The following is a 20,879-nucleotide window of genomic DNA, read 5'->3' on the forward strand; positions in this document are numbered from 1 at the left end:
TTCCTTTATTCACTGGATGTTTTCTTGTTTTTCAATCGGCCTAATACACGGTCTAGCTGCTCAATCACCGCTTCCGTAGAAATAAGGGCCATAAGATCTTTTCCTTTTACTCGGGTTCCCCACTGAAGATCGCTAACCGCTTTGCCGTGTTGCTCTTTAGCAACCTGCTCATAAACAGAAATCACATTGTCTAAACTATGGTAAGGCCCTGTGCGCATTGGGTTACTGTGCGCATACAAACCAATCACGGGGACACCTTGAGTCGTCGCAATATGTGCTGGCCCTGAATCAGGAGCGATCACAACACTGGATTGACCAATAACTGCGGTAAGCTGCTTTAACGAGGTTAAGCCAACTAAGTTAATACAAGGTGATGTCATGTGCTGGGATATATTGTCGGTTAAATGGCGCTCTCTATCCGTTGGAGCACCACAAAAAACCACCTTAAAGCCTAACTGATAAGCATAATCGGCGACAGCGGCATAGCGCTCAACTAACCAGTTTCTCTCATCTTTACTCGCGGCAGGGCTAATAACAATATACGGCTCATGCGCAAGCTCCATCGATAGTCTTTGATCTTCATCAGACAAAGCAAGATCCCATGTCGGCACCTGTTTGGGACATCCCAAAAAGTAGGCAAATTCAGAGAAATTATCCAACACATGAGATGCGTCCGTTTTTGGCAGCTTGCGATTGGTAAAGAGCCACTGCCCCTCTTTGGCACGTGTCCAACTAAAACCAAGTTTTACTTTTGCCTTTACTCCGATCGTTAACAGGCTGGCTCTTAATGCAACTTGCATATGCAGTAAATAATCAAATCGAGTTGGACGCAGGGCTCTCCATACTTCTTTCATACCTTTTAGGCCGCGTTTTTTATCAAACACGACAACTTGAATTCCAGGTATATCTCCAAGCAATTGAGCTTCGATTTTTCCCATCACCCACGTGATCTGACATTCTGGATAGGTAGCTTGAATAAGTTGCACCACAGAAAGGGCATGACAAACGTCACCAATGGCAGATAAGCGCAGAATACAAATAGATTTGGGAGCAGAAAGAGCGTTATTCATTGAGTGATTCCAATGGCATCATTTCTAGGACAGCAGAAACAACGTTATCTGGCTTGATATCTTGAAGGCATGGCGAATAAACATCATCGCTAATCTGACATTTGTTTTTGTAACAAGGGACGCAATCACGTTCAGATTGCACAAGTCGAATATTAGCGACTCTTTGGGAGCTAACACCATTGCTGTATAAATTGTTCGTTACATCAATTGGCTCTGCATATGGCCAAGGTGACCACATGCTTGCTGGCGCTACGCTAATAATAGATACAATTGGGATAGAGTAACCGGATGCGAGGTGACCCGGCCCACTATCAGGTCCAACAAAACCATCACTGTGTTTTATTAATACAGAGGTTTGAGCTAAGGATAATTCCCCTAAAACACTGACCAATTGGTTCGACTCAGGGACTTGGCTCATGATTTGTTCAACAATGGTCTCATCGCGTTCTAATTTAGCGCCAGATAAGACAATGTTATAGCCTGCAGAGATCAAACGATTGATAACTTCAACCCAATACGAAACTGGCCACTGCTTAATTTCGTTGGAGGATGGTGCATGCACAACAATGTAGTTTAATGGCAATCTCTTTTGAACCTCTGAAGGTAATAACTCTTCAGGAGATACAAGCCGTGCAATACAATTAACATCTATGGTATCCAGCATACGAGCAACGCGACTCATTTTATGCTCAAAGCGATGCTGTTCTTTAATGTAATGAGTATAAATTAACTTTTTAACCCAGGCGCCAGAAAGCGATTCATCAATTGCACCAAGTCTTTTCTTGCCAAAGATAAAACTATAGATAGCGGTTCTATCATTAAGCATTTCATTGACGACTAAATCATATCGACCATGCGCTTTTAAAATCCGGTAATAGTCCTTAACTGATGCTCTTGGCGGAATTTCAACTAAAGAGTCAACGTCTGGATTGGTACCAAAAACCATCTCCCCTCTAGCATTAACTAACACATCTATTGTGGCAGTCGGAAACGCTTTTCTCAGACTATGGGTAAAAGCAGAGATCAACAAACTATCACCAATGCAATGAGTGGCAACAACTAATATTTTTTGGTAACTACATGAATCGTTCATTAATCTGTTCGGCGTTTGATATACTGTTCTACCAAGTATGCCATAAACTCCCCAATACGAGACAGTGATTCATGTTTACAACAAAGCAAATCCATAAAACAACGTACTGGTATAACCCTAAGTTACTCACCGAAGACGTTGAATTGGCTTTTTCTGTGGATTATTGGAAGGCAAATCAAGCAATACTGGGGCACGCTCAAGGTAGAGGAACAACATGGTTTGTTAAGGGAGAAAAAAGCGATTTTGCTCTTCGACATTATCATCGCGGCGGCTTGTTTGGAAAGCTAGTTAGAGACAGCTATTTATTTACTGGATTAGAGAACTCACGAGCATACCAAGAGTTAATGTTACTTGATCTTCTAGCTAAACATAACGTTAATGTCCCAAGCCCAGTTGCTGCAAAGGTATCGCGAGAAGGGTTGTTTTACAAAGCCGATATCTTAATTGAAAAGATTTCCGACGCCGAAGATTTAGTAAAAATACTATCGAACAAAAAACTATCCGATACCCATTTAAACGATATTGGCCATCAGATTCGAAAAATGCACGATGCCGGGGTCAATCATACCGACCTTAATATCCATAACATTCTCGTAGATAAAGCAGGTAAGGTTTGGATTATCGATTTTGATAAATGCTTAACGCAGACAGGCAGCAACTGGAAAGTGAGTAATCTAAAGCGACTCGAGCGCTCATTCGAAAAAGAAGTTCGGTTAGGAAAGATTGATGCTCAGCACTTTGATTTTTCACAAATTGAACAAGGGTACAAAATGAGTACCCTTGAGAGCCTATGATTTATTCTTCTTTCAAACCAAATAACTTACGAAGTTTCTTTTTCTTTTTATAGATATGCCCTCGAATCACTTCAGCAAGAGGGCGCTTGAAGGACACTTCTTTAGCTAAGCGTATTTGCTCTTCAAATGGTTTATCTCCATGTTCTTCAAAGAACTGTTCCAACACCGTTCTCGCCCAGTCTTTTCGTCCACTCGTTGAATAATGATTGAGCCAAGCTTTCGCTGGTTCAATATTCACCTGTGTAGAGAGAGCTTCAGATAACGCAAACTGTTCTAGAGTGTGTGCCTCACACCCTTCTTGACGTAACGCTTGAATCAACACATCGGCATAATCAAAAGCTGATGTGTGTTTCCCGGTGATACCGATGACTGCCGATGCCCACATAACTGAGTCTGGATTGGTGCGGTAGATACTGCCATCCATAAGCTTTATATCTCTATCTCTGATATGTGCGTATTCATTGGTGCTTGGCAAAGTATTGATGTTCACTTCTGAGCAAAACAGTAACGCGTTTTTATCCGATATAGAGTCGAAATAGACATTTGTTGGCACGTTAAAGTACGTATCTGTATCTAGAAAAAGCAGTTTATCTTCAGGGCTCAACTCTAAATTATCACAAAGATATTTTAAGCCGCGGTTCTTGATTCTAAAATGATAAGTATTGTCTAGACTCCATTCAGCCTTTTGATCAGGCGATATCGGAAACACTTTAATTGGCATATTAGCGAAGTGCTCAGGCTCTTCCGCTAGAACAGAGATTTCAGGCCGAGTTCCATTTTCCTCAACCCAATTGGCTAAAAAAGACAAAATGCAAAATCTTGCGCCTTGATAGTAAGTTCTATCATTGCCATAAATGACAAATGTTAAGTGTTTTCTAGCCAATTCTGATTTCATAATTTAGTACTTCGTAATATTTTTAAAAAGTGCTTTGTGCTTGCTGCTGACATGGCTTCGAACATGAGTTCGGTATCCCTCTTTAAACCAACTTCTAACCGTCGCATAAAGCCCTGAGGTTCTACCACTCAACTCACTATCAAATGCACCGGTTTTACTACCCTGACGAACCAAAGGTGGGTGTGTCCAAAAAATATTGTACTCTAATGTCGTTCGTTCATTACCAATATAACCATCAATAGGTGCGTCGGTTATATTGTTTTCCATATGCTCTACCATTGCGCGAGCAAAACTAAGGTCATAAAGCAAACCACCAGTAAGCTTGTTCGTTTTACACAAGTACAGATGTTGATTTGGTACTCTTACTGATGCAGGTACTAAGCTCGACGCCTCTTCAATATTTACAAGATACTTTTCTTCACCAGCAAGCTCGCTTTGGAAAGCTTCTAGTTGCTCAATAAAATTGCTATTTAAAAAAGCATCATCTTCTAACACTAATACTTGTGGAATTTGTTCTTCTACGACTTTTTTCATCACTAAGTAGTGCTTATAAAAGCAAGACTTCTCAGGGAGCCTCAGAGAATCGTCAAAAAAACCATTTCTAACGTCATCAGATAGATCATCGATATCACCAGCTAACATATATTCGTAATCAGTGATGCCCACTTCTGGCAGGTGCTTATCTATATGTTTTCTACGTTCTTCGTAGCCTTTGCTTACATGAATAACAAAAGTTTTGATCATGGTGGTGTCTCAATATTGGTTGACTGATTATTGGTGGCTGAATGATGTATCAATTGGAGTGTTTGTTGTAACGCACCTTGATTCTGTTGAACTATACCATAGCCTATTCGCCCTTTTTCAATTAACTCTTTAGGCTTGGATAATGCACTGACCATTTGTAAAGCAAGCTCATTCTCATCGGCTACAACAGACAGTGCGCTCGAGTCGATCAATTGATTCGCCAGGTCTGAAAAATTGAAATAGCTCGGCCCTGTTAAGCAATATTTTTGAAGCAGCGCTGGTTCGATGAAGTTATGCCCTCCTACTTTCTTTCCAAGTAGGCTTCCTCCCATAAATACAAGATCGCTTGCAGAAAGCATAACCATAAGCTCTCCCATTGTATCTCCTAGGTAGACATCGACATCAAGCGGTACGTCGTCAACAACTTCGGTTCGACGCACTAACAGTAAACCTTGGTTTTTGGCCAATTCAGCAACTGAGTCAAACCGTTCAGGATGACGAGGCACTATCACTAACAGCAATTCTGGCAGTTGGATTTTGGCTTGTTGGTAAGCTCTAAAAATTTGTTCATCTTCACCAGCGTGAGTGCTCGCGGCGGCGACAACCTGCCTGTCCTGTCCAAAAATACTTTTAAGATGTTCACCTTGTGCGATTACATTACTATCAATCGACACATCGTACTTAATTGAGCCTGTGACAATGACTTTTTCGCTCGGCGCACCTAGTAACTCAAATCGAGATTTATCATCAGAGTGTACCGTCAATATTAAACTTAACTTAGAAATTGTCGGATAAATTAACGAACTCATTTTTTGATAATTACTGGCTGATTTTTCGGATAATCGTCCATTGACTAATATCACCGGAATATCATTTTTAGCAACGGTGTTAATGGTGTTTGGCCATAATTCCGTTTCAATAATGAGCATGTTATCTGGCTGAATGCTGTTGATAAAACGTTGAACACACCCACTAAAATCAATAGGCATATAACGGTGGCTAATCGAACCGCTCATTTTTTCTACCTGCTCAGCGCCTGTACTCGTTGTTGTAGTGATCAGTATTCTTTTATCTGGGTTTTGTATCACCAGTTGTTCAACTAACTTCTTACTCGCCAGCACTTCCCCTACTGAAACGGCATGAATCCAAATCACACCCGATTGTCGATTATTAATAGGCGGTGTAAATCCGAAATGCTCTTTCCAGCGATGACCAAAAGGCGGCTTGTTTGCTTTGGAGCGATATAAGCCCCAAAGCAGAATAGGGCTAACAAGGAAAAGTAGCGCAGTATAGGCCCAACGAACGACGATGCTCATATAACGACCTTATTTATATTTTGCCTTGGGAAATAACATCAAACTGCTCAATAGCAGTAATGACTCTACTCGGCATTAACTCAGTTAGGCACTTTAGGTGCTGCTTGGGACAAGTTCGTTCAAAGCAAGGTCGGCACTCAATATCGGTATTGATGATCGCCAGTTTATTCGTTAGCGGAGGCGTATATTTAGGTGAACTAGAGCCGTAAACAGCCACGACATTACAGCCCACCGCGGCGGCCACATGCATCAGCCCAGAATCATTGCTAACGACAGTACGACAAGCCCCGATCAAGTCTACAGCCTGAATTAAGCTCGTATCTCCAGCTAAATTGAAGCAGTGCTGCTGCATATTAACAGGGACTTGTTCGATTATCTTTTGGGTTACTTCACGATCCTTAGCCGAGCCAAACAACCACACTTGATAACCTTGCTTTATCATCGCTGCCGCTGCTGTTGCAAAGTGATTATCAGGCCAACGTTTCGCAGGGCCAAACTCAGCACCAGGACATAAGCCAAGGACAGGCCTTTGATTGTTTAAACCAAATTGCTCCATAGCCTCTTGTTGGCTGGAGCCAACAACTTGTAGGCTTGGAAAAGGTAATGATGACAATTCACCTAAACAACCACTACCCGTCATTTCAGCTTTAGGGTGCGCTAACGCTACATACCGCTCTAACATGTATTGAAACGCTTTTTTATTGGTTCTAACGTCATTAAGCAAACCAAAACGCATTTCACCTTTCCAACCAACTCGTTCAGGAACGCGTGCAAACAGGGGAATTAAAGCTGATTTCGCGGAGTTAGGTAATACGTATGCTTTATCGTACTGCACTTCCCTCAATGATTTCCCGAGTCTATAACGAGATTTCAGATCAAATTGCCCATGCCCTAGTGGCATTTCAAGAGCTTGGTTGACTTGTGGCATTCTTTCCAAAATAGGCTTACACCATGCTGGCGCTAAAACATCAATTTTTGCGTCAGGATACTGTCTTTGCAACTCAATATATAAGCCTTGAGACATTACCATGTCTCCAACCCATGACGGGCCAATAATCAGAATTTTCATTTGTCTTGCTCGTTAATAGCGTGTTCGTTAATAGCTTGGCCAGATAGTCTAAAATATTCTTGAAGTGTTTTAATGCAAACCAATTTTTCTAGTTGTTCATCTTGGAAAGGAGCAAGGTATTCATGCGCATTTTTGATCATCTGTTCAGACTCTTTAGGGTTGTCTAAATAGTATTGAATTTTTTGCTCAAAATCCGACCAGTCATCTTTCACCTCTACATAATGTATACCTGGCTGCAAAGTGCCTTCCATAAACCACGTTTCAAATATCATTTTTGGAGTAACGACGAGTGAGTTTGAAGACATTGCCCATTTCAAGTTTGATGCAACATCGTTCCCTTCAAGGCAAATAATGAATTTGTATTGAAGCTGCTCTTCTACTGTCATAAATGGCTGTTGCCACTCTGGGTGCTGCTCTGAAGTATTCGATTGACCTGCATTCATCAGTGGATGACCATACAGAGCTTCCATAAAACGAATTCTATGTGGTTGAGTCACTGCACCACGAAACACGGCCATATTTTTTTTATCAGCAAAGCTTAAACTATCATTTATGAATCGAAAATGACGACGCTTATCTAACTTGAAGAGTACAGAGTTACTATTGTTCCCATTAACCGGACGAGCTTTAAATAAAGTTGGAACTGGCTCGATATGTGTTTCATCACCAAAGTAGTAACTGAAACGAAAGTACTTTGGGAAATAATAAAGAAACTCTTTAAGATCAAAGTAATAAGATGTGTAACCCTTTCGAGAATAATTCTTAATTTCGCAACTTAAATTAGCCTTATCAAAGTCACCGAGCCCTTTTACGTAATAATTTACTCTGATTTTTATATAATCAGCTTGATCGGAATATGACTTTTCCAGCTTTTCAAACTGTTTTGAAAAATACAAACGAGGTGTGATAGAGAGCAAGGCATGTTTTAAATAATAAAATATCTTCATAGTTTCTCTTTATATTTTATTTTTGCATAATGAACTAAAGTTCCGGTAACAATTAAATATACAACGAGAGCATCACCATTTCTAAAAGGTGAATCTGTTAAACTGGCCACAGCGTAGTGGATAGAAGGCAAGCTAAACAACCAAAATAAGTCGGGATACTTTCTCAGTCCCAAATATACTGGATAGAAAATAAAGAACAAAAAGATACTTAAACCTATAACTCCAGAGCGCGCTAGCTTATCAATATAGTTATTGTGTAAATGCCCTTCTGAAATATAGCCATAAGCCATAGGTGTATACCCTGGTATATTCTCTTCAATATACTCACGATTCAATGACCCATGCCCTAATATAGGACTACTTTCAAAAAGTTCAATGCCAGCTTGGTACATCTGTAATCTGAGACCTATTGATGAATTGAGGTCACCTTGTTCAATTTGGCTGATCTCCGTCCATGTCTGGTCGTAACGCTCGACAAGAGCCTCTTTAGAGAAAAAAACAGCACCAAAACAAAAAGTTAACGATAGTAATATAATTTTTATGCTTATTTTTTTTCGGTAAAGTAGAACTAAGCCAATTACGATATATAGAATTCCAACTCCTAAAATAACCCCTCTCGATTGCGTTAAGATCAAAGAAAAACCGGAAATAATCGCACTTAAGACTAACATCCAGGCGATTTTACCTTTAAAATTTGTCAATAGTGCCCCTACTGAAAGCGTAGATATTAAACCTTGATGTGTTGCTAGCGGGATAGGATTAGTTGGCCAAAATATTCGCTCTGTCGGATAAATAAAAAAGTACCAACATGACAAAGCTAAACATGCCAAAGCTGCACTAAATAGTAGATATTGAGCTAGCTTTGCATTGAGAAGTTGCTTTTGAGGGAGTAAGCACAATAGTACAGTTGTAACAAGAAAACCTCTCAATTCTTGAGAACTGGCACCATAAGTAACATAGCCTATTGCGGTAAACATCCCAGCAAATAGAGTTCCCCATAGCCAAACATTACTTTTAAAGTTGGACTTAATCTGGAACAAGCCATAAATAAATATATGAACAATAGCGGCAACCAAAACCAAAGCTACCAAAGGTTTGTTGCCCTGAGGCATCCAAATAATACCTATAGCTAACCATAGGTAAGGAATTAGTAACAGAGATCTAGAGATAGACTCTGCCTTTAGAAATGAAGACAACATAATTCCAAAGTAATAATAAAAATAGTTCCGGCAATGTTATCAGATAAAGTGCTATAGACACAGCTTCAAGTGATATCAACCTCTGTATTGAGAGCTACACATCTATAGCTGACAACTAGAGCAAAAAAACGTGTTCCGCTGCCCTATCTTTAGTTCTTGAATCAGAGCTTCACAGTTAGGGCATTTTTCCCCGGCTTTCCCATAAACTTGCAACTCTTGAGCGAAGTACCCCGGCTTGCCATCTGCTTGTGCGAAATCTTTTAAGGTGGTACCACCTTGCTTGATGGCGGTGGCGAGCACTTGTTTGATCTCTTTGGTTAACAAAACCCACTCTTCTTTTGTCACTTTGCTTGCAGGGCGCAAAGGGCTAATACGTGAAGCAAATAGCGCTTCGTTGGCGTAGATATTTCCGACACCCACCACCACTTTATTGTCCATGATGAACTGCTTAACGGCCACTTTACGTTTTTCTGCCTTCTCGGCTATATAGTCGGCGTTGAAGTCGTCAGTGAGCGGCTCAGGACCAGATCCCAGTAGCACAGGATGCGTTTCGTCAGGAGCAGACCATAGCCACGCACCAAAACGACGCGGATCGTTATAACGCAGAACCTTGCCATTGGTGAGCTTAAGATCCACATGATCGTGTTTGGCTGCCGGGAAATCGGCATCTAATACGCGCAGTGAGCCCGACATACCAAGGTGCACTATGGCAGTGCCTGTATCCGTTTCAATCAATAGGTACTTTGCGCGACGCGAGATAGAGCGAATCACCTGCCCTTCTAATGCTTTTAACTCTTGTGGGATATCCCAACGCAGCTTGGGGGTGCGAAAAGTGAGCGTTTTAATGGTCTCGCCAACTAAATGAGGCGAGATCCCCATACGGCTTACTTCGACTTCGGGTAATTCAGGCATAGTTAGTCGTCCGATTTAGATGAGTGGTTAGCGTTAAAGCTTGGAAACAGGTAGCTCTCTTCAATAGACACCGCCAACCACTGATCATTCCAGTTTTTTAACAACCAGAATTCAGGCAATTGATAATAGGTAATACGCTGGGGCTCTTCTTGGTCTTGATACCATACTTCGATGGTGTGTGGTGCATTTAACCGAGGCGTAAGGTCTGTGTAGGTCTGTGAGTCGACTTCCGTGCCCACAAGCTCTTTCCAACGTTGAGACAACTCTTGTGCATTGGTAGCTTGAGGGAAGTCCGTACCTTTAAACAGGTAAACCCATTGATTATCTTGTTGAATGACGGACCACTTAGCAAAGTGCAACGCTTGAAGCTCTGCTGTTGGGTTCAGGAGATAAGGATAAGGGCTATCAACCTGCGGTTCAGGCTCGATAAGGTACGCTTTGATCAATGTTGGAAGGTTTAGCACGCCAATAAAAGCGATCACACTGAACATGAGTATGTTGTTCCACCGGCGTCCACGATATCTCATCTGATTCTGCTCATCTAACCTATTGAACATTCAGTATATCGTGAAAGTGGCAATACTTTCTATGTTGCGCAGTTTTCTGTCTATCAGGTGCTATATCAAGCAAGAGCAATTGAGTTGCTCAAATTTTAGATATAAAAAAACCCAGCGATTAAACTGGGTTTTTCAATTCTTTCTTCTACTGAAGAAGAGCAAAAAAAGCATCAATTACTTGATTTTAGCTTCTTTGTACATAACGTGTTGGCGAACTACTGGATCAAACTTTTTGATCTCAAATTTGCCTGGCATGTTACGCTTGTTCTTATCAGTTGTGTAGAAGTGACCAGTACCTGCAGAAGATACTAGACGAATTTTCTCACGAATGCCTTTAGCCATTGCTTAATTCCTCTTAAACGTTTTCGCCACGTGCACGGATATCAACAAGAACAGCATCGATGCCTTTCTTATCAATGATACGCATGCCTTTAGCAGTTAGACGTAGTTTAACAAAACGTTTTTCGCTCTCTACCCAGAAACGATGAGTTTGTAGGTTCGGCAGAAAACGGCGCTTAGTAGCATTGCGTGCGTGTGAACGGTTGTTACCCGTTACTGGACGCTTACCAGTTACTTGGCATACTCGGGACATGAATGTCTTCTCCAATCGTTTCAGCTCGATATCAACCTTGGTGGCCGAACCTCTCTATCAATTAAAATAGAAGGTAAAAACCGTTATGGAAAATCCATACAAGGCTATCAAAGGTCGCGCATTATACTAACTTGACACGCATTGCTCAAGACCCGAACAGATCCTTTTTACGGATTTCGTGATCTTTTTTTGTGCAGCGCAGCTTGCTTGAGTAATCAGAGCTGATTTTAGGTCTAAAAATGTGGGCGGAATAATAGCAGATTTAACGCAACTAACAACCTAAAATGTGATTCAAATCCATCCACGCTCTGCAAAAGAGACAACTTCGCCATCTCCAACGACAAAATGGTCGAGAACTCGGATGTCCACCAGCGCTAATGCATCGGTTAATCGGCGTGTAATCCGTCTATCCGCTTGGCTAGGCTCCGCGACACCCGAAGGATGGTTATGAGCCAAGATTAATGCCGCCGCATTGTGGTGAAGTGACCGTTTAACCACTTCCCGCGGGTAAACCGATGCGGCATCGATGGTTCCTTCAAACATCACCTCGTCCTTTATTACCCTATTTTGGTTATCGAGGAACAATATATAGAAGGCTTCTCGCTGGCGATCACGCAACATGCTCGAAAGATACAACTTAGTATGACTAGGGCTCGTGAGCGCATCTCCACGAGATAACGTCTCTGCTAGATAGCGCTGCGTCATCTCTAACACAGCCTGTAATTGAACATACTTGGCCTGACCCATCCCTTTATGGGCACAAAACTCTTCCTGCGTTGCTGAAAAAAGGTGACGGAGTGAGCCAAAGTCTTTGATCAACTTGTCAGCGAGTTCCAACACGTTCATTCCTTGTGTCCCTGTTCGCAGAAATATCGCGAGCAGTTCCGCATCACTCAAAGAATCAGGCCCTCGACTCAATAACTTTTCTCTCGGCATCGATTCGGCAGGCATTTTATCTATTGGCATATAAAAGCTAATCACTAGTCATGAACACGACCCACCACCTTAATGAGATCGTAATCAGAGATCCTTCGATAGAGATAAAAGGAAACGAGTCACTAGCAAAACCGTGTAATTGATAAGTTTGATAACACCAACTTGATGAGCGTCAAATCTGTTCTAATTCTGCTTCTAGGCACTAATCCTTTGTTCTGATATCGTAAGTCCCAGAGAAATTAAGGAACAGAATCATGCAAACATTGGTTAATCAACTGGATAACGCTGACCTACAAGGCCTAGCTGGGAAAAAAATCCTACTTGGCATTAGTGGTGGTATCGCTGCGTATAAATGTGCCGAACTGACTCGACGCTTAATTGAACGTGGAGCACAAGTACAAGTCGTGATGACAAATGCAGCCAAGGAGTTCATCACTCCTCTCACCATGCAAGCCGTCTCTGGAAGGCCAGTGTCTGATAGTTTGCTTGATCCTGCTGCTGAGGCTTCCATGGGGCACATCGAGCTCGCAAAGTGGGCTGACTTGGTATTACTAGCACCAGCAACCGCAGATCTGATTGCTCGCATGACAGCAGGCATGGGTAACGACCTACTGACCACTTTGGTTTTAGCAACCGATGCGCCAGTTGCGGTATCTCCAGCAATGAACCAACAAATGTACAGCCACCCGGCGACTCAAGAGAACATCGCGACGCTAAAACGTCGTGGTTGTGAAATCTGGGGGCCAGCAGCTGGCGAGCAAGCGTGTGGTGATGTCGGTATGGGCCGTATGCTAGAGCCAATGCAGCTCGTGCACCGTTGTGAAGACTTCTTCCAACCTAAGCCGCTTACTGGCCGTTCTGTGCTTATTACTGCAGGCCCGACTCGTGAAGCGATTGACCCTGTGCGTTACATTACCAACCACAGCTCAGGCAAGATGGGTTATGCACTGGCTGAAGCGGCTGCGAAACAAGGCGCAACAGTCACTCTAATCAGTGGCCCTGTTTCATTAGCGACGCCAAACAAAGTTAATCGTATTGATGTCGACAGCGCACAACAGATGTTTGATGCGGTTGCAGCAAGCGCGGCTCAACACGATATTTTCATCAGCTGCGCCGCGGTTGCCGATTACCGCCCTGAGACCATCGCAGACCAAAAGCTTAAAAAGGTCGACGGTAAAGACGACATGACCATTCAAATGGTTAAAAACCCAGACATCGTCGCTTCTGTCGCTTCGATGACGGAAGGACGCCCATTTACTGTCGGCTTCGCAGCAGAAACTCAAGATGTTGAGAAGTACGCACGCGGCAAACTGGAAAGAAAAAACCTCGACATGATTTGCGCCAACGATGTCTCTGTCGAAGGGCAAGGCTTCAATAGCAGTAGCAATGAGCTGCACCTTTATTGGAAAGGCGGCGATAAATCTCTACCACTGGAAAGCAAAGACACGCTTGGTTTCCAGATCCTCGATCAGATCCAACAGCTTATTGATGCATAAACACACAAATTCGCTCTGACAATCTGCTGACACCTCTCGATTCTGTTGACCTAGGGCTCACAAAACTAGGAAACAGAATTGAATGGTGTTTATAATCCTTCTTCACTCAATCCTCATCTTTAGGAAAGGAAGTAAATAGATGGCTGGTACTCGAAAATCAAACCGTCGTGAAGAAATCCTACAAGCTCTCGCACAAATGTTGGAATCGACCGAAGGTGCTTCTCGTATCACAACGGTAAAGTTGGCCAAGCAAGTGGGTGTTTCTGAAGCTGCGTTATACCGCCACTTCCCAAGCAAAGCCCGCATGTTTGAAGGCCTGATCGAGTTCATTGAAGAAGCGTTGATGTCTCGAATCAACCGCATTCTGGATGAAGAAAAAGACACGCTAGAGCGCATACGACTCGTGATGCAACTTATCTTAGTTTTCTCAGAACGTAACCCAGGCCTGACTCGAATTTTGTCTGGTCATGCTCTAATGTTTGAAAATGAACGCCTGCGTGATCGCATCAACCAACTTTTCGAACGCATTGAGACGCAACTTCGCCAGATCCTGCGTGAAAGAAAGCTTCGTGAAGGGAAATCATTCCCGGTTGATGAGAAAATCTTAGCCGCTCAGCTGCTCGGTCAAGTTGAAGGCAGCTTGAATCGATTTGTTCGCTCAGACTTCAAATATCAACCAACAGAAAATTTTGATGCTTATTGGGCTCTGCTAAGCGCTCAGATTAAGTAACAATCAAATTAAGTAGCAATCAAATCTTAAGTGATGGTTATGACGACGAAAACTTCTCCGACAAACAGCACTGCACAACACGTTATTACTAAGCCACCTTTTACTCTGGCATTACTCCACCCTAAATACTGGGGAGTATGGTTCGGTTTTGGGTTATTGGCGCTTATCGTTAACGTTCTCCCTTATCGCCTCTTACTGCTGTTAGGCCGATCGTTAGGCTCTTTGGGGGCTCGCTATGGTAAAAAGCGCGTCGCGGTAGCAACACGTAATTTGGAGCTCGCCTTCCCAGACAAGCCAGCAGATGAAGTCGCGGCAATGGTCAGTGAGAACTTCAAGAACACCGGTATGGCACTCATCGAAACGGGCATTACCTGGTTTTGGCCGACGTGGCGTTTCAAGCGAATCCTAGTAGATAAAGATACCCAAGCACTGCGTACGCACAAAGGCAACGGTAAAGGTGTTCTTCTATGCTGTGTGCATGCCTTAAACCTAGAGATCACTGCGCGAGCAATGGCTGTTCTCGGTATTTCAGGTTTAGGTGTTTATCGCCCGCACAACAATCCAGCTTATGAGTTCATTCAATACCGAGGTCGTACTCAGAACGGCAATCGCCTGATTCACCGTAAAGACGTCAAACGTATGATTCGAATCCTGCGTCAGGGTGAGATCCTTTTCTATCTGCCGGATCATGATTACGGCCGTAACAAGTCTGTGTTTGTGCCTTTCTTCGCAGTAGAAGATGCGTGTACCACAACAGGCACCAGTATTCTGGCTTACACTAGCCGATGTGCACTTGTTCCGGGGTCTGGTTTTAGAAATGCCGACGGCAAATATGAAATCATGGCTGATGAGTCAATCGAAGAAAACTACCCGCAGAAAGATGAGAAAGCGGCTGCCGCGTATATGAACAGCTACCTAGAGAAGATTATCTTAAGAGCACCAGAACAGTGGATGTGGCTGCACAAGCGCTTTAAGACCATGGAAGACCCAGAAGTGGAGCGCGGCATTCGTTATAAATAATTAATACTGAACCAAAAGAAAAGGGGCTGATGATTCATCAGCCCCTTGTGCATTCTATAGCTATAACAAATTGTATTAGATGCCGTATTGAGCGCGGTACGCTTTTACAGATTCTAGGTGTGCTGCGTCTGTGCCTTTCTCTTCAAGGAAAGTAACCAAGTCAGTCAGGCTAACGATTGAGATAATCGCACAACCGAAGTCACGCTCAACTTCTTGAATCGCAGACAGTTCGCCTTTGCCCTTCTCTTGACGGTCGATAGCAACAAGCACACCCGCTAAATCAGCGCCATTTGCTTGGATGATTTCCATCGACTCACGAATCGCAGTACCTGCAGTGATCACGTCGTCCACTAACATGATGCGACCTTCAAGTGCGCTACCGACAAGGTTGCCACCTTCACCGTGGTTTTTTGCTTCTTTGCGGTTGAAGCAGTAAGGCGTGTCTACATCGTGGTGATCCGCCAGTGCAACCGCTGTCGTCGTTGCAATTGGGATACCCTTGTATGCAGGGCCAAATAGTACATCGAACTCAATGCCAGAATCAGCCAATGCTGCTGCGTAGAAGCGACCTAAGCGTGCTAGGTCACGACCTGTATTAAACAATCCAGCATTGAAGAAGTAAGGGCTCTTACGGCCAGACTTTAAAGTAAACTCACCAAACTTAAGTACTTCTTTCTCTAGTGCAAATTCAATAAATTCACGTTGATATGCTTTCATGTTTTTCCTCTACGTTTATTCAATAAAACTTAACTTACGCTCTGCACTACTCTTTCGAGTTTTACAGACAAAAAAATAGCCCCTTATGAAAGGAGCTATCTAAAAACTATTCTGCTAACGCCGACTTCTGCGCTTCAACAATATCAGCAATACCCTTATTCGCCAGGGCTAAAAGCTGCATCAGCTCTTCGTGGCTGAACGGTTCACCTTCTGCAGTGCCTTGAATCTCAATCATCTTACCGTCTTCCGTCATTACAACGTTCATGTCGGTATCGGCTGCTGAGTCTTCAACGTACTCAAGGTCACACAGTGCTTGTGCACCAACGATGCCCACTGAAACTGCCGCTACGTGGCCTTTCATTGGGTTCTTTTTCAGTTTACCGCTTGCTAGTAGGCTGTTGATAGCATCAGCCATTGCAACGCTTGCACCTGAGATAGAAGCAGTACGAGTACCGCCGTCTGCTTGGATAACATCACAATCTACAGTGATCATGATTTCACCCATTACTTTCAGGTCAACAACAGCACGTAGGCTACGAGCGATCAGACGTTGGATTTCCATCGTACGACCACCTTGCTTGCCGCTCGCCGCTTCACGACGGTTACGAGTGTGCGTTGCACGTGGCAGCATGCCATATTCAGCGGTTACCCAACCCTTTCCTTGACCTTTTAACCAACGCGGTACGTTTTCTTCTACCGTCGCATTACATAGAACTTTAGTGTTGCCGAACTCAACTAATACAGAACCTTCAGCATAAGCTGTGTAGTTACGAGTAATTTTAATTGGACGAATTTGATCTACAGCGCGGTCATTTGGACGCATTGGTATCTACCTTATTAACAGTCTGAAGTGATTTACTATCGAAAGAGTGCATCACCTAAGAAAGGGGTGAGACAGTTTTGATTGGGGCAAGATTATATAGCAGTTTATCGTGCAAAGCTATCCATCATGAAAGGCGACAGGCTTCGAGAGCACACCATATCGTGATACTATGCGTGCGCGTTATTTTCAGAATGATAAAAGACAGGAAAATTCGATGATTTATAGTATGACCGCGTACGCACGCAAAGAAGTAAAAGGCGATTGGGGCACGGCAGTATGGGAAATCCGTAGTGTAAACCAACGCTACCTAGAAACTTACTTCCGTATGCCTGAACAGTTCCGTGGTTTAGAGCCAATCTTGCGTGAGCGTTTCCGTAAGCGTCTAGCGCGCGGTAAGGTTGAATGTAACCTACGCTTTGAAGCAAACCCTGCTGCAAAGGGCGAGCTAAGCATTAACGAAGGTTTGGCTCAGCAAGTAATCAATGCGGCGAACCAAGTAATGACGATGACTGGCGAAGACAGCCGTTTGAACCCATTCCAAGTCATGAACTGGCCTGGCGTGATGGAAACGCCAGAGCAAGACATGGATGCGATCAACAAAGATCTGCTAGACGCATTCAACGATGCTATCGCAGAGTTCATTGATGCTCGTGCTCGTGAAGGTGAGAACATGAAGGCGCTAATCGTACAGCGCTTAGATGCTATCACTGAAGAAGTCGTGAAAGTTCGTGCGCGTATGCCTGAAATCCTAGAGTGGCAACGTGAGCGTCTTCTTACCAAATTTGAAGATGCGAAAATCGAACTGGAAGGTTCTCGTGTTGAGCAAGAGCTTATCCTACTGGCACAGAAGTCAGACGTAGCAGAAGAGCTAGATCGTCTAGATTCTCACGTGAAAGAAGCAAATGCAGTACTGAAGAAAGGTGGCGCTTGTGGTCGTAAACTAGACTTCATGATGCAAGAGTTCAACCGTGAGTCAAACACGCTAGCGTCTAAATCTATCAGCACAGACATCACGGCATCAGGCGTAGAGCTTAAGGTTCTTATCGAACAGATGCGTGAGCAGATCCAGAACATTGAATAACAACCTGTAAGCTGCACAAAATAAAGAGTAATCAGCCTAATCTGTGTTGATTAACTAACAGTGTTGATTAGATCAAAAGGAGCTCCTATTTTTAGGGGCTTTTTTTGTGGATATAGTAATGACAATCAGGGTTAGTCAGTAAGTTGGTAGTTACGCAGAAGATTTACTTAGAGCAAAAGATAGATACAGCGATAGATAGAACGAGATGACTCACGTAAAACAGGATTTTTGAATATTTAGAGAGGGTATTGCAAGTGAAGGAGAGTATTTCGGTAAAACTGAGGGGAAACAGATTTGAGAGAGAAAGTGACGCAAGTTGCTAATGCAACCTGCGCCGACTTAAAATCTTATAGAGCTACAACGTTTGCAGCTTGAAGACCTTTTTGGCCTTGCTCTACTTCGAAAGACACTTGTTGGCCTTCTTTAAGAGTCTTGAAACCTTCAGAAGCGATTGCACGGAAGTGTACGAATACGTCAGCGCCGCCGTTGTCTTGAGTTAGGAAACCGAAGCCTTTCTCTTCGTTAAACCATTTTACTACGCCGTTTACTTTGTTAGACATGATGTGTCCCTTATATAAAAATAAAAAATTAATCGCCAAAAGTGCGATGCGCTGAAAGCTTGAATTATTTAATGTATCTATGAAGCTAAGGGAAACACTGAGAATAACAATGAAGCAATACTAAGGGTTCTACTTTACAACTGGATGTTTCATTTAATAACCCTGAGAACAGAGCGACGTCATTCTTGGTGATCTGAGCCTGCTTGTAAAGCGTTATTTGGACAATTTGATGTTTTTTTGTTCAACCGACTTAAATTAAAAGCCCAACGATATCGTTGGGCTTCATTTATAAAACTTTAACCTTCAAAGTGTTACTCATCTGGCTGCTTGGTTCTAAGGTCTACATACGGCCAATAATGATGTCCAACACGAATCAACAATGTTGCTGCGGCCAAGATAAATGCCGCTAAAGATAACCAAACGATCAATACCGCATCGAGTTCTTTCATGCCCAAAGTGATGTAACGAGCAATCGCCATCATCGCGATATAGATCGGGTATCGCACTGGAATCTTACCGTTCATCACAAACTGCTGAACCATCGCCAACACTTCTAAATAGATAAACATCAGCAGAATGTCAGTCAATTGCACTCGGCGTTCAGCGAAGACATGCATGAACTCTTCGACCATCGCAAACAAGGTCGCGAGCGTGATCGCCACCAGTAATACCGCTTCCATAATGTGGAATACTTTTAAAAACGGCTTACTAAAAGATTTAGGTAAGTTAGAAGGCATAGTCACTCTTCAAGAAATAATTAATCCAGTCTCTACAATAGCATGCATCAATATAAGTCGCGTACTCTCAAAGCATTAACGCCATCAATTACACACGCTATATAGAAGCAACAGATACAAAAATGGCCCCACATTCACTGCAGAGCCATCTGTTTGTCTTTTACGTAGCGACTTGTTAGTGGCTAATTAGCCTTAAAGTAGAATCAGGTAAGTTAAGAACACCACACACAGTCCGTAGATAAGCGGGTGTACTTCTTTGCGCTTGCCTGCCACAACCATTGTGAATGCGTAGCTGATGAAGCCCATCGCCATACCGTTCGCTGGAGAGAAGCTTAGCACTGTGAACATGATGGTAAAGAAGGCTGCAATGCGTGACTCTTTCTTTTCCCAGTTTATCTGACCAAGACGACCTACCATGTAGATGCCAACCACTACCATCGCCGGTGCAACCATTGCAGCGGAGAAGATAGAGAAGATTGGGTATAGGAAAAGTGAGATTAGGAACAGACCAGCCACCATGACTGCTGCCAAGCCCGTTTTCGCACCTTGAGAAGACGCAATGCCAGACTCAGAGAAAGCAGTGATCGATGTGGTACCAAGAATCGAACCAATCACAGTACCGCCCGCATCTGCTACTAGAGCCGATTTCGCGTTTGGCACCTTGCCGTCTTTATCGATGATGCCCGCATCACGGCCAACACCAACAATCGTGCTCAAGCCATCAAAGAAATCGACAATCAAGAAGATAAGTACGATGAACAGTAGGTCGAACATTTTCTCTGGCGTGAAAGCAGAGAAATCAAAGATAGCGCCGAAGCTACCAGCCATGCTTGGCGGCATAGCAATGAACTGTTCTGGAATTGGTGCATTTGAAGTGCCCATGAAGACGTCAGCAAGAATCGTCAACACGATAGCAGAAACGAACGAGATGAACGTTGCTAGCTTGATGTCACGAACCATACAACCCAGCGCGATGAAGATGCTCACGTAAGCGATGATCACCTTTGGATCGGAAATGTCGCCTAAGCCAACCAGTACGAATGGGTTAGAAACGATGATGCCTGCATTCTTAAGACCTAAGAAAGCAATGAACAGTCCGAGAGACACGGTAATCGCCAACTTCAAATCTTCAGGAATCGACTCAATCATCGATTTACGGATATTGGTTAACGAGAACGCGAGGTACAGGATACCTGACAGGAAGATGCCGAACAGCGCCTCATTCCAAAGTACTGCGACTGAACCACTTAATAGTAAGCCTTTGAAGAAGCCGTTCATGCTCATGCCCGGCGCAAGCATCACTGGGTAGTTGCCCCAAATGCCCATAATTAGGGTTGCGATTGCCGCAGACAGAGCCGTTGCAGTAAACACGGCACCTTTGTCCATGCCTGGAATATCACCCAAAATTGCTGGGTTAACCGCCAGAATGTAACTCATCGCCAAGAAAGTAATGAAACCTGCGTACAGCTCAGTGCCAATCGTGGTTTTTCTTTCAGTGATTTTAAACATCGAATCAAGCGAGCCAGAGGTGTTCTGGGCTTTCAGGGTGGAATCGGTACTCACAACAAAACCTTTGCAATAAATTAAGAAT

The 20,879-nt window shown here is 43.3% G+C and carries 23 protein-coding genes; 5 read left to right on the top strand and 18 right to left on the bottom strand.

Going from position 1 to position 20,879, the window contains the following annotated elements; translation table 11 throughout:
- Positions 1-5: 5 nt before the first annotated feature.
- Complete coding sequence (locus tag AB4484_RS09490; RefSeq protein ID WP_372077774.1) at positions 6-1,070, bottom strand: glycosyltransferase family 9 protein; 1,065 nt, start codon at positions 1,068-1,070, stop codon at positions 6-8.
- Positions 1,063-2,163: a glycosyltransferase family 9 protein gene (locus tag AB4484_RS09495; protein ID WP_372077776.1), complete on the bottom strand. Its 1,101-nt coding sequence runs from the start codon at positions 2,161-2,163 to the stop codon at positions 1,063-1,065. The genes AB4484_RS09490 and AB4484_RS09495 overlap by 8 nt, the downstream gene beginning before the upstream one ends.
- Before the next feature lie 71 nt (positions 2,164-2,234).
- Here AB4484_RS09495 and AB4484_RS09500 point away from each other — a divergent pair, with 71 nt between their 5' ends.
- On the top strand, positions 2,235-2,957 hold the full coding sequence (locus tag AB4484_RS09500) for a 3-deoxy-D-manno-octulosonic acid kinase (protein WP_372077778.1): 723 nt from the start codon (positions 2,235-2,237) through the stop codon (positions 2,955-2,957).
- 1 nt (position 2,958) lies between these two features.
- Here AB4484_RS09500 and AB4484_RS09505 read toward each other — a convergent pair whose 3' ends face one another.
- From AB4484_RS09505 to radC, 11 genes are all read right to left on the bottom strand, one after another.
- A complete protein-coding gene (locus AB4484_RS09505) occupies positions 2,959-3,852 on the bottom strand; it encodes a hypothetical protein (RefSeq protein ID WP_372077780.1) in 894 nt (297 codons plus the stop codon).
- A 3-nt stretch (positions 3,853-3,855) separates the two neighbouring features.
- On the bottom strand, positions 3,856-4,596 hold the full coding sequence (locus AB4484_RS09510; RefSeq protein WP_372077782.1) for a glycosyltransferase family 25 protein: 741 nt from the start codon (positions 4,594-4,596) through the stop codon (positions 3,856-3,858).
- Positions 4,593-5,912, bottom strand: coding sequence for a lipid IV(A) 3-deoxy-D-manno-octulosonic acid transferase (waaA, locus tag AB4484_RS09515; RefSeq protein WP_372077784.1), 1,320 nt, complete (start codon positions 5,910-5,912; stop codon positions 4,593-4,595). Before waaA ends, AB4484_RS09510 begins: the two co-directional genes overlap by 4 nt.
- Before the next feature lie 13 nt (positions 5,913-5,925).
- Positions 5,926-6,981, bottom strand: coding sequence for a lipopolysaccharide heptosyltransferase II (gene waaF, locus AB4484_RS09520; RefSeq protein ID WP_372077786.1), 1,056 nt, complete (start codon positions 6,979-6,981; stop codon positions 5,926-5,928).
- On the bottom strand, positions 6,978-7,928 hold the full coding sequence (locus AB4484_RS09525; RefSeq protein ID WP_372077788.1) for a glycosyl transferase family 90: 951 nt from the start codon (positions 7,926-7,928) through the stop codon (positions 6,978-6,980). The genes waaF and AB4484_RS09525 overlap by 4 nt, the downstream gene beginning before the upstream one ends.
- On the bottom strand, positions 7,925-9,040 hold the full coding sequence (locus AB4484_RS09530; RefSeq protein ID WP_372077790.1) for an O-antigen ligase family protein: 1,116 nt from the start codon (positions 9,038-9,040) through the stop codon (positions 7,925-7,927). Before AB4484_RS09530 ends, AB4484_RS09525 begins: the two co-directional genes overlap by 4 nt.
- A 189-nt stretch (positions 9,041-9,229) precedes the next feature.
- Complete coding sequence (gene mutM / locus AB4484_RS09535; protein ID WP_372077792.1) at positions 9,230-10,039, bottom strand: bifunctional DNA-formamidopyrimidine glycosylase/DNA-(apurinic or apyrimidinic site) lyase; 810 nt, start codon at positions 10,037-10,039, stop codon at positions 9,230-9,232.
- Positions 10,040-10,041: 2 nt separating this feature from the next.
- Positions 10,042-10,566: a hypothetical protein gene (locus tag AB4484_RS09540; protein ID WP_193842528.1), complete on the bottom strand. Its 525-nt coding sequence runs from the start codon at positions 10,564-10,566 to the stop codon at positions 10,042-10,044.
- Between the two features lie 204 nt (positions 10,567-10,770).
- Entirely contained in the window at positions 10,771-10,938 is a 168-nt protein-coding gene (gene rpmG / locus AB4484_RS09545) for a 50S ribosomal protein L33 (protein ID WP_002535344.1), read from the bottom strand.
- Between the two features lie 13 nt (positions 10,939-10,951).
- Positions 10,952-11,188 carry a 50S ribosomal protein L28 gene (gene rpmB / locus AB4484_RS09550; protein ID WP_004728407.1) on the bottom strand — a complete coding sequence of 79 codons (237 nt, stop codon included), beginning with the start codon at positions 11,186-11,188 and terminating at the stop codon, positions 10,952-10,954.
- Between the two features lie 291 nt (positions 11,189-11,479).
- Positions 11,480-12,154 carry a DNA repair protein RadC gene (gene radC / locus AB4484_RS09555; RefSeq protein WP_050619728.1) on the bottom strand — a complete coding sequence of 225 codons (675 nt, stop codon included), beginning with the start codon at positions 12,152-12,154 and terminating at the stop codon, positions 11,480-11,482.
- Between the two features lie 224 nt (positions 12,155-12,378).
- Between radC and coaBC the strand changes: the two genes are divergently transcribed.
- The 3 genes from coaBC (at position 12,379) to lpxL (ending at position 15,370) form a co-directional block, all read left to right on the top strand.
- Positions 12,379-13,620, top strand: a complete 1,242-nt coding sequence (gene coaBC / locus AB4484_RS09560) for a bifunctional phosphopantothenoylcysteine decarboxylase/phosphopantothenate--cysteine ligase CoaBC (RefSeq protein ID WP_372077794.1) — start codon at positions 12,379-12,381, stop codon at positions 13,618-13,620.
- Positions 13,621-13,759: 139 nt separating this feature from the next.
- Positions 13,760-14,350, top strand: coding sequence for a nucleoid occlusion factor SlmA (gene slmA, locus AB4484_RS09565; protein WP_050644492.1), 591 nt, complete (start codon positions 13,760-13,762; stop codon positions 14,348-14,350).
- Positions 14,351-14,389: 39 nt separating this feature from the next.
- The gene (gene lpxL, locus AB4484_RS09570) at positions 14,390-15,370 is read left to right on the top strand and encodes an LpxL/LpxP family Kdo(2)-lipid IV(A) lauroyl/palmitoleoyl acyltransferase (RefSeq protein ID WP_372077796.1); all 981 of its coding nucleotides are present in this window, start codon (positions 14,390-14,392) and stop codon (positions 15,368-15,370) included.
- Between the two features lie 75 nt (positions 15,371-15,445).
- Here the strand turns inward: lpxL and pyrE are convergent, their stop codons facing one another.
- Both pyrE and rph read right to left on the bottom strand, forming a co-directional pair.
- A complete protein-coding gene (gene pyrE, locus AB4484_RS09575; RefSeq protein ID WP_017059267.1) occupies positions 15,446-16,087 on the bottom strand; it encodes an orotate phosphoribosyltransferase in 642 nt (213 codons plus the stop codon).
- A 106-nt stretch (positions 16,088-16,193) separates the two neighbouring features.
- Positions 16,194-16,910, bottom strand: coding sequence for a ribonuclease PH (gene rph, locus AB4484_RS09580; protein WP_019826449.1), 717 nt, complete (start codon positions 16,908-16,910; stop codon positions 16,194-16,196).
- A 214-nt stretch (positions 16,911-17,124) separates the two neighbouring features.
- Here rph and AB4484_RS09585 point away from each other — a divergent pair, with 214 nt between their 5' ends.
- Positions 17,125-17,991 carry a YicC/YloC family endoribonuclease gene (locus AB4484_RS09585; protein WP_048612459.1) on the top strand — a complete coding sequence of 289 codons (867 nt, stop codon included), beginning with the start codon at positions 17,125-17,127 and terminating at the stop codon, positions 17,989-17,991.
- A 347-nt stretch (positions 17,992-18,338) separates the two neighbouring features.
- Here AB4484_RS09585 and AB4484_RS09590 read toward each other — a convergent pair whose 3' ends face one another.
- The 3 genes from AB4484_RS09590 to AB4484_RS09600 all read right to left on the bottom strand — a co-directional run bounded on the left by AB4484_RS09590 (position 18,339) and on the right by AB4484_RS09600 (position 20,851).
- Positions 18,339-18,551, bottom strand: coding sequence for a cold-shock protein (locus AB4484_RS09590; RefSeq protein ID WP_017071067.1), 213 nt, complete (start codon positions 18,549-18,551; stop codon positions 18,339-18,341).
- A 311-nt stretch (positions 18,552-18,862) separates the two neighbouring features.
- Complete coding sequence (locus AB4484_RS09595; RefSeq protein ID WP_017079068.1) at positions 18,863-19,288, bottom strand: phosphate-starvation-inducible protein PsiE; 426 nt, start codon at positions 19,286-19,288, stop codon at positions 18,863-18,865.
- Between the two features lie 192 nt (positions 19,289-19,480).
- Positions 19,481-20,851 (bottom strand): NCS2 family permease, encoded by a 1,371-nt coding sequence (locus tag AB4484_RS09600; protein ID WP_017062465.1) that lies wholly within the window; start codon positions 20,849-20,851, stop codon positions 19,481-19,483.
- Positions 20,852-20,879: the final 28 nt, after the last annotated feature.

It is taken from the genome of Vibrio sp. 10N.261.46.A3, from assembly GCF_041472995.1.
GTDB lineage: Bacteria > Pseudomonadota > Gammaproteobacteria > Enterobacterales > Vibrionaceae > Vibrio > Vibrio coralliirubri.

What these genes read in the sequence shown, in the direction of transcription:
- AB4484_RS09585 (WP_048612459.1), top strand. Translation starts at nt 17,125, where the DNA reads ATGATTTATAGTATGACCGCGTACGCACGCAAAGAAGTAAAAGGCGAT.
- AB4484_RS09595 (WP_017079068.1), bottom strand. Translation starts at nt 19,288, where the DNA reads ATGCCTTCTAACTTACCTAAATCTTTTAGTAAGCCGTTTTTAAAAGTA.
- rpmB (WP_004728407.1), bottom strand. Translation starts at nt 11,188, where the DNA reads ATGTCCCGAGTATGCCAAGTAACTGGTAAGCGTCCAGTAACGGGTAAC.
- mutM (WP_372077792.1), bottom strand. Translation starts at nt 10,039, where the DNA reads ATGCCTGAATTACCCGAAGTCGAAGTAAGCCGTATGGGGATCTCGCCT.
- coaBC (WP_372077794.1), top strand. Translation starts at nt 12,379, where the DNA reads ATGCAAACATTGGTTAATCAACTGGATAACGCTGACCTACAAGGCCTA.
- slmA (WP_050644492.1), top strand. Translation starts at nt 13,760, where the DNA reads ATGGCTGGTACTCGAAAATCAAACCGTCGTGAAGAAATCCTACAAGCT.
- AB4484_RS09510 (WP_372077782.1), bottom strand. Translation starts at nt 4,596, where the DNA reads ATGATCAAAACTTTTGTTATTCATGTAAGCAAAGGCTACGAAGAACGT.
- AB4484_RS09530 (WP_372077790.1), bottom strand. Translation starts at nt 9,040, where the DNA reads ATGCCTCAGGGCAACAAACCTTTGGTAGCTTTGGTTTTGGTTGCCGCT.
- AB4484_RS09590 (WP_017071067.1), bottom strand. Translation starts at nt 18,551, where the DNA reads ATGTCTAACAAAGTAAACGGCGTAGTAAAATGGTTTAACGAAGAGAAA.
- AB4484_RS09495 (WP_372077776.1), bottom strand. Translation starts at nt 2,163, where the DNA reads ATGAACGATTCATGTAGTTACCAAAAAATATTAGTTGTTGCCACTCAT.
- rph (WP_019826449.1), bottom strand. Translation starts at nt 16,910, where the DNA reads ATGCGTCCAAATGACCGCGCTGTAGATCAAATTCGTCCAATTAAAATT.
- pyrE (WP_017059267.1), bottom strand. Translation starts at nt 16,087, where the DNA reads ATGAAAGCATATCAACGTGAATTTATTGAATTTGCACTAGAGAAAGAA.
- lpxL (WP_372077796.1), top strand. Translation starts at nt 14,390, where the DNA reads ATGACGACGAAAACTTCTCCGACAAACAGCACTGCACAACACGTTATT.
- waaF (WP_372077786.1), bottom strand. Translation starts at nt 6,981, where the DNA reads ATGAAAATTCTGATTATTGGCCCGTCATGGGTTGGAGACATGGTAATG.
- AB4484_RS09540 (WP_193842528.1), bottom strand. Translation starts at nt 10,566, where the DNA reads ATGAGATATCGTGGACGCCGGTGGAACAACATACTCATGTTCAGTGTG.
- waaA (WP_372077784.1), bottom strand. Translation starts at nt 5,912, where the DNA reads ATGAGCATCGTCGTTCGTTGGGCCTATACTGCGCTACTTTTCCTTGTT.
- AB4484_RS09500 (WP_372077778.1), top strand. Translation starts at nt 2,235, where the DNA reads ATGTTTACAACAAAGCAAATCCATAAAACAACGTACTGGTATAACCCT.
- AB4484_RS09525 (WP_372077788.1), bottom strand. Translation starts at nt 7,928, where the DNA reads ATGAAGATATTTTATTATTTAAAACATGCCTTGCTCTCTATCACACCT.
- rpmG (WP_002535344.1), bottom strand. Translation starts at nt 10,938, where the DNA reads ATGGCTAAAGGCATTCGTGAGAAAATTCGTCTAGTATCTTCTGCAGGT.
- radC (WP_050619728.1), bottom strand. Translation starts at nt 12,154, where the DNA reads ATGCCAATAGATAAAATGCCTGCCGAATCGATGCCGAGAGAAAAGTTA.
- AB4484_RS09490 (WP_372077774.1), bottom strand. Translation starts at nt 1,070, where the DNA reads ATGAATAACGCTCTTTCTGCTCCCAAATCTATTTGTATTCTGCGCTTA.
- AB4484_RS09505 (WP_372077780.1), bottom strand. Translation starts at nt 3,852, where the DNA reads ATGAAATCAGAATTGGCTAGAAAACACTTAACATTTGTCATTTATGGC.